General features: G+C 34.9%; 16 protein-coding genes. 14 read left to right on the top strand and 2 right to left on the bottom strand.

The window, feature by feature from the left end:
* The 12 genes from M902_RS16585 to M902_RS00025 form a co-directional block, all read left to right on the top strand.
* A partial coding sequence (locus M902_RS16585; RefSeq protein WP_040313596.1) for a hypothetical protein occupies positions 1 to 183 on the top strand: 183 nt, incomplete at its 5' end.
* A gap of 17 nt (positions 184 to 200) precedes the next feature.
* Positions 201 to 509, top strand: coding sequence for a single-stranded DNA-binding protein (locus M902_RS00075; RefSeq protein WP_021265699.1), 309 nt, complete (start codon positions 201 to 203; stop codon positions 507 to 509).
* An 8-nt stretch (positions 510 to 517) separates the two neighbouring features.
* Positions 518 to 703, top strand: a complete 186-nt coding sequence (locus tag M902_RS00070) for a helix-turn-helix domain-containing protein (RefSeq protein WP_021265689.1) — start codon at positions 518 to 520, stop codon at positions 701 to 703.
* Positions 704 to 712: 9 nt separating this feature from the next.
* Positions 713 to 1,837: a site-specific integrase gene (locus M902_RS00065; RefSeq protein ID WP_021265693.1), complete on the top strand. Its 1,125-nt coding sequence runs from the start codon at positions 713 to 715 to the stop codon at positions 1,835 to 1,837.
* 18 nt (positions 1,838 to 1,855) lie between these two features.
* Positions 1,856 to 3,076, top strand: a complete 1,221-nt coding sequence (locus tag M902_RS00060; RefSeq protein ID WP_021265697.1) for an MBL fold metallo-hydrolase — start codon at positions 1,856 to 1,858, stop codon at positions 3,074 to 3,076.
* Positions 3,077 to 3,322: 246 nt separating this feature from the next.
* Complete coding sequence (locus tag M902_RS00055; protein ID WP_021265690.1) at positions 3,323 to 4,774, top strand: ATP-binding protein; 1,452 nt, start codon at positions 3,323 to 3,325, stop codon at positions 4,772 to 4,774.
* A gap of 10 nt (positions 4,775 to 4,784) precedes the next feature.
* Positions 4,785 to 5,027, top strand: coding sequence for a hypothetical protein (locus M902_RS00050; protein WP_156979671.1), 243 nt, complete (start codon positions 4,785 to 4,787; stop codon positions 5,025 to 5,027).
* Complete coding sequence (locus tag M902_RS00045; RefSeq protein WP_021265695.1) at positions 5,017 to 6,126, top strand: hypothetical protein; 1,110 nt, start codon at positions 5,017 to 5,019, stop codon at positions 6,124 to 6,126. Before M902_RS00050 ends, M902_RS00045 begins: the two co-directional genes overlap by 11 nt.
* Positions 6,065 to 6,601 (top strand): hypothetical protein, encoded by a 537-nt coding sequence (locus M902_RS00040; RefSeq protein WP_040313594.1) that lies wholly within the window; start codon positions 6,065 to 6,067, stop codon positions 6,599 to 6,601. Before M902_RS00045 ends, M902_RS00040 begins: the two co-directional genes overlap by 62 nt.
* 14 nt (positions 6,602 to 6,615) lie before the next feature.
* Positions 6,616 to 7,512: an RES domain-containing protein gene (locus M902_RS00035; RefSeq protein WP_021265701.1), complete on the top strand. Its 897-nt coding sequence runs from the start codon at positions 6,616 to 6,618 to the stop codon at positions 7,510 to 7,512.
* A gap of 497 nt (positions 7,513 to 8,009) precedes the next feature.
* Positions 8,010 to 8,363 carry a helix-turn-helix transcriptional regulator gene (locus tag M902_RS00030; RefSeq protein ID WP_021265694.1) on the top strand — a complete coding sequence of 118 codons (354 nt, stop codon included), beginning with the start codon at positions 8,010 to 8,012 and terminating at the stop codon, positions 8,361 to 8,363.
* 247 nt (positions 8,364 to 8,610) lie between these two features.
* Positions 8,611 to 8,997: a hypothetical protein gene (locus M902_RS00025; protein WP_021265691.1), complete on the top strand. Its 387-nt coding sequence runs from the start codon at positions 8,611 to 8,613 to the stop codon at positions 8,995 to 8,997.
* A 2-nt stretch (positions 8,998 to 8,999) separates the two neighbouring features.
* On the opposite strand, the gene M902_RS00020 is transcribed toward M902_RS00025, so the two are convergent.
* The gene (locus M902_RS00020; protein WP_021265696.1) at positions 9,000 to 9,791 is read right to left on the bottom strand and encodes a helix-turn-helix transcriptional regulator; all 792 of its coding nucleotides are present in this window, start codon (positions 9,789 to 9,791) and stop codon (positions 9,000 to 9,002) included.
* A 133-nt stretch (positions 9,792 to 9,924) separates the two neighbouring features.
* Here M902_RS00020 and M902_RS00015 point away from each other — a divergent pair, with 133 nt between their 5' ends.
* Positions 9,925 to 10,185, top strand: coding sequence for a DUF3892 domain-containing protein (locus tag M902_RS00015; protein ID WP_021265692.1), 261 nt, complete (start codon positions 9,925 to 9,927; stop codon positions 10,183 to 10,185).
* Between the two features lie 52 nt (positions 10,186 to 10,237).
* Here M902_RS00015 and M902_RS00010 read toward each other — a convergent pair whose 3' ends face one another.
* Complete coding sequence (locus M902_RS00010) at positions 10,238 to 10,720, bottom strand: hypothetical protein (protein ID WP_021265698.1); 483 nt, start codon at positions 10,718 to 10,720, stop codon at positions 10,238 to 10,240.
* A 50-nt stretch (positions 10,721 to 10,770) separates the two neighbouring features.
* Here M902_RS00010 and M902_RS00005 point away from each other — a divergent pair.
* The coding region (locus tag M902_RS00005; protein WP_021265700.1) for a transposase at positions 10,771 to 10,976 on the top strand (206 nt) is incomplete at its 3' end.

Raw genomic sequence — 10,976 nt, 5'->3', positions numbered from 1 at the left:
ACTTTCAAAGACTTGGCCTTATTTGGAATTGACAAGATTTCATCAAAGGACATTGAGAAGGTCCAAGAAGGTAGCCTAAGTAAAAGAGAATTACTGGAAAGGGCTTGGGAAGAATTCAATAAGAAGAATAAGCAAAGCTTATCCTTTGATGATTTCTTACTTAAGAAGGTCGGGATTAATTAAGAGAAGGAGAATTAGAAATGGAAAATACATACGAAACATTTATGGGAAGGCTAGGTAAGAATCCTGAGCTTAAGTACACAAAAGAGGGCAAGCCTGTCTGCGATTTATCGGTAGCTATTAATAAGGGAAAAGATGTTCCTCCTCACTGGAGAAAGGTCGTCGTTTGGGAAAAACAAGCTGAGCTTTGCTCTTTATATCTTAAAAAAGGATACGAAGTCTTTGTTCAAGGGCGAGCTGAGATGAAGTCATTTAAAACCAACGAAGGTGGTACCAAAACGTATGAGGAAGTGAACGCACGGCTTGTGGGGTTCACTAATCTTAACTAGGGGGAAAGGTGGAAAAGACTTTTCTAAATAAGACATGGCTCAATACAGATGAAGCGGCCTTATACCTTGGTAAAACGCGTAATGCTGTATGGCTTCTTGTGAGTAAGGGAATTTTGATTAAGCGAAAGTGGAATCGAAGGCTTTATTTTAAGAGAGCCGAGCTTGATCAATTATTGGAAGCTTCATTTTCATAGGAGGTAGTAATGGCCGTAACTCAAGAAACTTTGCCTTGTGGCGATTCTCGATTTTCAGTTTATGTAAATATTAGAAGTAGAGCTATGCCTCATATCAGGCGTCAAAAACGCATAAAAGGATTAAAGACTAAGGCAGAAGCAACTCGTAAGGAAAAGAAACTGATTCAAGAGCTTTCACAAAAAGTGGCCCAAGAAGAAGGGCATGGTTTCACTTGGAGAATGATCATTACTAAATGGGCGGCCGAAGTCGCCCAGCCTTCTTATATTGAAAAGAGCTACAACCCTACGACAATTAGAGACTATGTTTCAATGCTTCATCGTTGGACTGAGAGCTGGCTTGATAGGCCAGCTTCTCAAATCACTAAAGGTGACGGGAGAGAAGTCTTAGACCGAGTCATCGAAGAGGGCAGAAGTAGAGCATTTCAAAAGCGTGTGAAGAACACCATCAACATGATTTATAACTGGGCCATAGAGAATAGGGCCATTAGAGGGATGCCTCATAGTCCTGTCTTTGGGCTAAAGGTTGTTGTTAAGCAAGATAAGAGGCCCGAGATATTAAAGCCTCATGAAATTCGTAAGCTTCTTTATGAAGCCAAGGCACAGGATCATGATTGGTATTTTATTTGGGCCATGGCCTTACTTACAGGTATGAGAAATGGTGAACTTTATGCTCTTAGATGGGAGGATGTCGATTTTGACGCTTCTCTTATAAAGGTTGAAAGGTCATATAACTTTAAGGTGGGTGAGTACAAGGATACCAAAGCCGGTTACTGGCGTAGTGTACCTATTTCTTCTGAGCTTCGCTCTTTGCTGTTAGAGATAAAAAATCTGTCTAGGTGTGAGTACGTTCTTCCGAGGTACATTCTTTGGACAGGCGGTAAACAAGCTAAGATTTTAAAAATGTTTTGTAAGTCTATTGGCCTTCCTGAGATTCGATTTCATACGTTGAGAGCTTGTTTTGCTACTCAGCTTATTGGCTCAGGAGTGGAACCAGTTAAGGTCATGAAAATTTGCGGGTGGAAGGATTTGAAAACTCTCGGAGTTTATTTACGCCTTGCGGGGATTGATGAACGAGGGGTTACTGAGGGGCTTAACTTCTTGCCTAAGAGTGACGAAAAGCTACTATTATTGTAGTACTTTAGAGAGGTATATGTGAGTAAGTTTATATCTATTCCGGTTAATTCTGGTGATTGCTTTTTTTTAGAAGGAGATATTACTTCAGGTAAAGTTTCCGTTCTTGTAGATGCTGGTCAAGGTTTAGTTGATAAAACTGATATTGATGAATATTTATATCATAATTTAAAAATTAGTCGTTTAGATATAATTATTGTCACTCATAACGATCGCGATCACTCAGGTGGAATAAAAAAAATCTTAAATAATAATAACATTACGAAGAAAGAAGTTTATTTACCTGCTTTATGGTTTGATAGAGTAGATGATGCTATCGCCAGACCAAGAGAATTTTTTAGAGAATTGCTTGATGATATCAGTTCACTAAAAGACAAAGAAATTAGTTATAGTGATGAAGAGTGCTCGGTAATAGATAAAGAGGGGGAAGAGTTTGAAGATATGAAGCCCCTTAATGATGTGGACGAGTCTCAGTATGAAGAAACTTCTGTTCATGAAGGAATTAGCTTACATAGGAAGACTGCAAGGGCATTACATATTTATAAATGTAAGAGTTGCCGACAGAGACTTATTAGTAATAAAAAATTGTCAAAAAAGAAGTTAAGTGCATTAAATGAGGCCCTAGGGGCTCTCTCTGAGATAATTGAAATCTATTCACTAGCTCTAGAGAAAAATCTTGATATAAGGTGGTTCGATTATGATAAGACGAGTGATCTTCAGGGAAATTTATCTAGTATAGATCTCTTGACCTCTAATCCAATCGTTAGACCAGTTAACAGTAAATATATTCAAGTGCCAAAAATTCGTAAACATCGTGCTTATTACTACATTCACGTAAATAGATTAAATAGGAGGTCATTGGTCTTTATTCATAGAGGAAATGGTGGGGACGTATTGTTCTGTGCTGACTCATTGTTACATTTTAAACTTCCTAGCTCATCAAACCTGTTAGCAACGGCGCCACATCACGGAAGGGCAGCTAATGATGTAGCTTTAAAAAAGCTGATGAACACGAATCATTTTCCGAAAGTAGTTTTTGTTAGGAATTCTCATAATATGTCTGATGGAAAAAAGATTAGTAAATATTTTGTGAAGAGAGTAAAGAGTGGTTATAAGTATTGTGATCGATGTTTTGATACTAATTCTGGAAACCTTATTCGTTCTCCGCAAGTGATTAAATTGGAACTCGTTGCTGGAGCTTGGAACGTTGATTACACAGTTTTTCAGTGCTGTTGTTCCTAGTGAATATCTATTAAACTTCCTGAAGCTGATATTTTTTCTCGGTTAATGTCTTTTATGTGTTACGAAAAGAGCAGTGAACAGTAACTGCTTGATATTACGTTTGTTTTTATGTGTTTAGAAAAGTAAGGAGATGAGACTCTTTATGTGTTATGGTTGAACTTCAGGTTTTTAAATACTTAAAAATATAGACATTTTTGCGTGTTTCTTATATGTTTCCTATGTGTTATTGCGTGAGGTAGAGGTTAAATGGAAAAGATTTGGATTGATAGAGGTTTGCGCTTAATTGAAAGAAGTTTAGACCCACCACATGAATTGAATGAACTAGATTGGAAAACAGCTCTCTCGGAGGATAAGAAAAAGCTTGCTGAGCATTTGTCTGCTTTTGCCAATCAAGCTGGTGGTGGTTTCCTTATTTTTGGAATTAATGATAGTGGAACTAAGGTTGGAATTGCTAATAATGAATCAAAGGAGATTATTAATCGACTTGGGAATATTGGGCATGACTCTCTAGAGCCGGCGGTTAAGATTGACCACTATCTTTATAATGAAGATGGTAAAAATATCTTAATGGTTTATATTGAGGAATCAAAGAGTAAGCCTGTTCATCTTAGAGGAAAGGGAATAGAGCATTCTTTTATTCGTACAGCTTGCTCTACTCGTAGAATGAACAAAGTTCAGCTTGCTCAAGCTTTAATGTCTTCAAAGATTGAAAAATATGAGGAGCTTGACTCATTTATTTCAAGCTCTATCGAAGAGGTGTTGTCTCTTCTAGAGTATGGTGACTTTTTTGAACTGCTAGATATTCCTGTTCCATCTTCTACTGAAAAAATAGCTAGGGAACTAGAAAAAAGAAAACTAATAAGATTTGTAGGTGATCAAGTTGCGATAACTAACTTAGGAGTTTTGTTAGCAGCAAAGGATTTTAGTAAATTTTCAGGCTTTGAAAGAAGAGGTGTTAGGGTAATTCTTTATAGTGATAAGACTAGAACTAATGCCGAAAGGGAAGTTGTTGGAAAAAAAGGGTATGCGATAGGCTTTAAAGGCATGTTGGATTATATTATGCAAAATTTACCTTCGAGTGAGGTGATTAAGGATGCTATTAGGCAAGAAGTAAAGGTGTATCCTAAGGTTGCTATAAGAGAAATTATGGCGAATGCATTGATACATCAGGATTTGCATAATATTTCTATCAACCCAAAGGTTGAAATCTTCACAGATAGAATCGAAATTAGTAATCCGGGGTCTCTGATGCCTAACTTGTCTCTAGACAGGATAATTGACAATGCGGAGCCTCGTAACGAAGTCTTGGCCAGAGCAATGTACCACTTAGGAATATGTGAAGATCGAGGGAGTGGAATTGATCGTGCTTTAGATGCCATAGAGTTATTCAATCTTCCTCCTTTAAAATTTGAAGAACTCCCCAGTACTTTTAAAGTAACAATCTATTCTCCAAAAGAATATCAGGATATGTCCCCTGATGAGCGTGTGAGAGCTTGTTATCAACATTGTGTGTTAAAGTATTTGGCAAATGAAAAAATGACTAACCAGACATTTCGAAAAAGATTAAAAGTTGCCAAGACAAATCATTCGTTAGTTTCAAAAATTATAAAACAAACCGTTGATGAGGGAAAAATAAAAGTAGGCGATCCAAGTAGCAAGTCTACTAAGTTTACGTATTATGTTCCTTCATGGGCTTAATGGAGGAAATATGGCAAAGTATAATTGTGTATGTGAGATTAGTTTAAAAGATCCGATGACAAGAGAACTAGGGGATGAGGCATTAATAGGTACGAAAGTTGCTGAAGTATTCGCAGAAAGTGAAGAAGAAGCGATTCAACTGGCTAAGGACCAAATTATGACAAAGCATGGAACACATAAAGATCAGCGTGTAATGCTAAAATGGGATTGTAATTGTCAGTTAGTTCAAGAAGATAAAGAAAGTGAATGTTGATTTTAATCGTCCCATTGAAAGCAGCCTTGAGGATATCATCGATGATCTTCAGCCATTCTCTGTTATTGATATTTTGACAGCGTCGGGTCAAGTCCTTGGCTTCAGTATGCTTAATCAGATCGATAAAGATCTGAACATAGTAACCCTGATACCTCTCGTTAATCTTGCGTTAAGGCATTTAACATCAGAGAAAGAAAAAGACTTAACATTTGAAGATTTGCGAATCCTTTGTAGAAAGGTTGCGAGCCTAAATGCTATCCGTCAGTCAGAGAAGGGGGGGGCAGGAGAGGCGAAATCTTCAAAGGATGATAGCATAGACTTCCTTGTAAGGAACGAGATCTTTCAGGGAAGCTTACAGGAAGATATAAGTCTTGTATTATCTCGTTTATATATATTCTTGAGCATGGAGGATGAGTGGGGGGATATTGATCCTAATCTTAAAATTGAAGAAATTTTTGGTGTTAACTTTCCACAACTATTCGTAATGTTTTTTGGTATAATAGCCATCTTAATGCATGATGCTCAAAAATTCCCAGGAATTGATTTCTCTACTTATCTTGAAAATGCAAACGCAGACATTAAAAATAAAATTGAAAATATCAAAATGCAATTAAGTCTAAACTCTTCTAAGTCTCTAGAAGAGTTAAAGAGTGAGGTAAATGAACTCTGTGATTCATTTAAAGATGAGATTTCCTACTCAGCTGGTTTTTCTCCTCTGGAAAAGACGCCTTTTGTTAATATTAAAAATGATAAGTTACTTCTCCCTGTCCCCCAGTTTTTAATTAATAGAGTTCTAGATCATTTATACTTATCTTTAAATCAAGTTGAGGTAGAGTTAAGGAGGGATCAGGGCCGAACAGACCCTTACAAGACAGATTTTTCTAAAAACTATGGGAATGTTGTTGAAAAGTATGTTTGCAAGGTATTGTCTACTGTTTATAGAGGGTTTGATGAAGAGCCAAAGTTTAAGGGGAGTAATAACCCAGGTCCAGATGTAGTAGATACTAAGCAACGTCTTGTTATTGAGGTTGGAAAACTTGTTCCATATAGAAAGCTTACGAACATATTGTGGAGAAAAAGAATTAGAAAATTGTTATAAAAATACAATTGTAAAAAAGTTTAGGCAGTCGTTTAACTGGTATAAAAGCCATGATGGAAAATATAAAAATATTTTCCCCTCAAATATAATTTTTGTCGTTGTAACAGCAGAGCCTTTCCCGGCTACACAGTTTTCATTCGGGCGTGCAGTCTTATCTTCTCTTTTGGATAAAGAATGGAGAGATTATTTTAAAAAAAAGAAAAGACCAAGATGTTTAGCAATATCATTAACTGAATTTGAGCTTCTTTGCACTGTTTCCTTTAATCATTCTGTTACTGTGAGAGGGCTTTTAGAAGAGTATTTATCCTACTTGAACATTGAGCAAGATTTAAATAATAAAAATAAAAATTTCAAATACTCCATGAAACAATATCTTCTTAATTCATACAATATTCAAGGCCAACATCTACCAATTCACAAAGAAGCTTGGGAAAGTATTAACAAATTAGGAAGTCAATCCTTTTTTAACTTGTAAAATATATTTGGACTATGAGAAATGTAAACTTTAATGCACTTTCAGGTAGATCAATAAAATCTGTGAAAAAGTCGATAAAAGATTTTGAAAAACAGGATCTCAAGAAGCTAACAGTAGGCGAGGTATATGAACAAATTATCAGTGTTTTAAAAGGAAGTGTTTACATTAAAGGTTCGCTTACAGCTAAAAAACATGCTGTGGAACAAAAAACAGTCGGCTTATACAGAGCTAGAAAAAATATAAATAAGGACTTGTTCCAAATTGAGCAAGACTTATGGAATCCTGAAGTGGAATTTATTAATCAACTAGGCCGTTGTAATACATCAGATGAATCAATTTTCTACTGTGCAGAAAGTTTTGCGAGTTGTTTATTAGAAATGAGTGCAAAACCGGGGGAAAGGTGGACAGTTGCTTCTTTTGAACACACTCATGAAAATTTACTAAAAGAGATTTCTTTTAAACCATTAGGGATTGATGTTAATAATTTAATAAAAACAAGAAGCGCACCAATACCAGGAAATCTGTCTGTGCCAGACTACAAAACCAAATTGACTAAAGAGGACTTTAAAAAGAACTCACTAATGCAGAAATATTTGAGAAGAAAGTTTAGGGAGAAAATTAGTCAAAATTATAAATACAAGACAACGATAGCGATTACAAAATACTTTTTAGATGATCCCAAGAGAGAGATTGATGCTATTGCTTATCCCTCAGTAAACAGTAATGTAACATCAATGAATTATGCAATACTCGAAGATGCAGCTAGAGCACATATGTCTATGACGGAGGTCGTGTGTATTGATATTTTAAGCATTGAAGGTACAACAATTAAAAGCAATGAAGTTGCACGGGGAACTATCGTTTCAGGAAAGATAGAGTGGGCACGTCTTAACTCTGGTTCTTTGGAATAGCTTCTTTATTTAACCCGTCTGTTTGAGTCTTGCCTACTCTCTTGATTCGTATTAAAATGAACTCAACCAAACGTTACACAAAAGAGTAGTGATAACGTTTATCGAAAGATAGGGCCGTTGTGGCTATTTTGGCTACACTTCGCTTTTTGACTTCAATAAAAACAAAGTCTTGTAAGTCCGTCGGCACCTCCACCAAATTACGCAAGTGATTTGGTGGAGCCACCGCCATTAATTCATAAGTATTTTAAATCATTTCAATTAGGTTTCAGTAGGTTAGATCAAGTCGCTCACTGCCAATGTTACTGGAAATGTCTCGACATTGCTCTCGTTGGCTTAGTCGTTGCTTAGTTTTGGCTTAGTTCAAAAATTTAGCCGTCATCATTTGAACTACACGTGTAGGAAGTGTCCTTAAAAATAGGGCTAAGTCTTTAATATAACAAGGACTACACGTGTAACAATCAAAGGGCATCTTCGTTAATTTTTTATGGAGATGTTTTATGAAAACAACAAAGAAGAAAGTAAGAAGAAGTGATCATAAGATCATGACAAAAGAGGCCAGTGTCTTAAAATACTTAAGAGAGTCTCGAAAATTATCTATCAGAAAAGCTGCAAAAGTGATTGGTATTTCTGATACTAAATTAAACCATGCTGAAAATGGCCGTTGTGATCTTAATCCTAATTTAATACTTAAGGTATTAAATGGTCTTGGTTACAGCTATGAAGAATTTATGGCTCTAGTAAATAAGAGTGTTCCTCTTCCTGAGAATACGTACGCTGAGTGTGTAGAGATCTTGAAGAGGCTCGATAAAGAGAAGTTAAAGACAATAAAAGCAATATTAGAGAGTTTTTAAATGGGGCAATCAATGAAGCTTTTAATAACATTGTGCTTTGTTTTATTTTCATATTCAAAGCCAATATTACTTCGTGGGAATGCTTATTTTAGGTTTATGCTTATTGCCTACTTTATATGGTTGTTATTGAAAATAATAATATTTCTTTGCACTGTATTTCAATACTAGAAAAAATAAGATTCTTTCTTATCTTTTTTATATTGGTATAGAACATAAAATAATTAAAGTCTGCCTAGATGGAGGGAAAATGATATTTAAACAAGATTTAATCGTCAATTTTGGTAAAGATTACTACCGTCTAGGCAATTTAAGATTTAACCCAAAAAAAATGGAATTATTCTTTCATTTTCCTTTTGAGCGTGAGATTGCACATTATAAAAACTTAAAAGATAACGGAAGTTCTCCTTTAGATGCAATAGACTTATATTGGAAAAACTATTTCGAGGAGAGAGAATATAGCTTTAAAAACTGGCACAATATTTTTAAAAACCTTCAAAGTACTGGCCGTAGTCTTAATCAGATACCTTTCCAAAATACAACATTTGAAGATCTTAAAGCAAATGTAGATCGACAATATACATGTTATCAAAAGCTGAAACAAATTGTTGAGAATAAGAGAAAAGAATGTATCTAGATCTATAGGTTTAATACTTTTTTCTTTATAAAGTCAAAGTCCTCAAGCCTTAGGCCTATATGCTGAACGATCCTTTTAATATAGCTTTCCTCTTCTTCTGCAAAGTCATTATCTGACTTCGCTGTAATTATTAAGAGCCATACTAAAAAACGCTTTATCGCATCTGATTTGAAATACTTTGGAGAGGTCTTACCTAGGTAAACTTTCTTGTTCGCTCTATTTATTGATGCTTTCTCTTGTTCTGTTAGAGGAAAGCTAAGAGAGCTCATTAATTCATTAAAGATAATCTTCTCTTCTGTGGTTATTTTATTGTCTATATTTATTAGAGAACTCATATATTTTAATACTTCAATTGTAACCTTTCTTTTTTGGTGCTCTGTAAGCTTGTCAGTAATTCTATCAAATGGTGATTTTCTAAGAGGTACTTCATTAAGGCCAAGATCGGCCATGATTATTGGATCAGTTATAAGGTGATGATGTATTATGTAGTAGTTCTTATTTGAGATTCCTGTTTGAAGAACTGGCAGAAAACGTAAATCTGATGTTTCCTTTGTTTCTATATTATTTTTTTCTTTTTCAATTGAGTATATTTCTTCTAGTGAACAATCATATAGATTCGCTAGTTGTACTGCTATTTCAATATTAAGTTTTATCCTTCCTCTTTCAAAATCGAATATTGCCATTGGCCTTAAGTCTAGCTTCTCTTCCACCTGTGCCTGTGTATAGCCAGATGACTTTCTTATTTTTTTTAGATTCTTACAAAATTTTAATTCATTAAAGTTTTTATAGCTCATAAATTACCACTCAAAGTTTTATGGTAACTTATCGTCTATATTTTTTTCAAGTTTAGAAATTAAAGTTGTTAATAGTGACTGCTTGTGTAAATACTTTATCTTTATAATGATTTCGTCATAAAGGAGGTAAATTATGACTTTTCGACAAATTACCAATGTCCAGAAAGACATTAATGACAATATTATCGGAGTTTGTAACTCTGGTAATTATTGGTCACCTAGAAGAGCAACAGAAGTAATTTCAGACATTAAATCAGGAAATTATGATTACTTTGTTAATGTAAATGGAAAGAAAGTAGATGTTCTAGTTAAGTCGAACGGAGGGAGTGAGTATTTAACAACTGCCCCAGATAACTATAGTTCGAATAACCTAGATAATCTACCTCCTTGTTAATGGTATAGTATCTTAGTTTGTACAAAGCGTGTCCTATATTTAGGGCACGTTTTTATTCTATACGGAATTCGTCAGAAATAGATTCAATAAAGTTAGTCCAATATGCGTATGCATTTTCAAAAATTGTCATCACATTGATTTGTTTATTATCTTCTTCGACATAAAGGCTATAATAGTTACCTGAAAGAGGGCCTCCTGCATATAGCGTTCCTGCTTGTGCTGGAATTGTTTTCCATTTTATATTAGCTTTAATATTAGTGCTTGGCTTATCAACTAGGTGCTTAGAGCCATTTGCTATTTCTCTACATTGTCGAATCGATTCTACTTGTTTTAAGTAGTTGAGAAAACAACCAGTGGATGTGTTTGTCATTTCAAATTTTGAAGATAATTCTTTTTTCTTATTTTCTGAAATCGATTCCCATATCCAGTCTGCTATATGATTAGCTGTAACAGCTGTATTAAATGCAATATAGGCTGCTGTTAGATGCTCTTCAATCGCTATACCATTTTGTTTTAGTACTATGGACTTCCCCACCAAAAGTAGACACTTTCAACATGTGGTATAATCACCACTAGGAGAGGGATATGACTAAGAAAAAGAACAGCTACACTGATGAATTCAAGCAGAATGCTGTCGAATTATCAAAAGAGCTTGGAATTATTAAGGCCGCCCAGGAGCTAGGTGTTTCTGAGATGTCGATCAGAAATTGGCTAAAGAAAATACTCTCTTCAACATCGTCTTCAAGAAAAACAGAAACAGACCTCTTAAAAGAAAATAAAAGACTTCAAAA

The sequence above is a fragment of the Bacteriovorax sp. BAL6_X genome, assembly GCF_000443995.1.
Taxonomy (GTDB): Bacteria; Bdellovibrionota; Bacteriovoracia; order Bacteriovoracales; family Bacteriovoracaceae; genus Halobacteriovorax_A.
This window is presented reverse-complemented; position numbering and strand designations above follow the sequence as displayed.

Excerpts from the sequence above, each read along its gene's own strand:
- M902_RS00065 (WP_021265693.1), top strand. The coding sequence starts at position 713 with ATGGCCGTAACTCAAGAAACTTTGCCTTGTGGCGATTCTCGATTTTCA.
- M902_RS00035 (WP_021265701.1), top strand. The coding sequence starts at position 6,616 with ATGAGAAATGTAAACTTTAATGCACTTTCAGGTAGATCAATAAAATCT.
- M902_RS00075 (WP_021265699.1), top strand. The coding sequence starts at position 201 with ATGGAAAATACATACGAAACATTTATGGGAAGGCTAGGTAAGAATCCT.
- M902_RS00025 (WP_021265691.1), top strand. The coding sequence starts at position 8,611 with ATGATATTTAAACAAGATTTAATCGTCAATTTTGGTAAAGATTACTAC.
- M902_RS00050 (WP_156979671.1), top strand. The coding sequence starts at position 4,785 with ATGGCAAAGTATAATTGTGTATGTGAGATTAGTTTAAAAGATCCGATG.
- M902_RS00020 (WP_021265696.1), bottom strand. The coding sequence starts at position 9,791 with ATGAGCTATAAAAACTTTAATGAATTAAAATTTTGTAAGAATCTAAAA.
- M902_RS00015 (WP_021265692.1), top strand. The coding sequence starts at position 9,925 with ATGACTTTTCGACAAATTACCAATGTCCAGAAAGACATTAATGACAAT.
- M902_RS00030 (WP_021265694.1), top strand. The coding sequence starts at position 8,010 with ATGAAAACAACAAAGAAGAAAGTAAGAAGAAGTGATCATAAGATCATG.
- M902_RS00055 (WP_021265690.1), top strand. The coding sequence starts at position 3,323 with ATGGAAAAGATTTGGATTGATAGAGGTTTGCGCTTAATTGAAAGAAGT.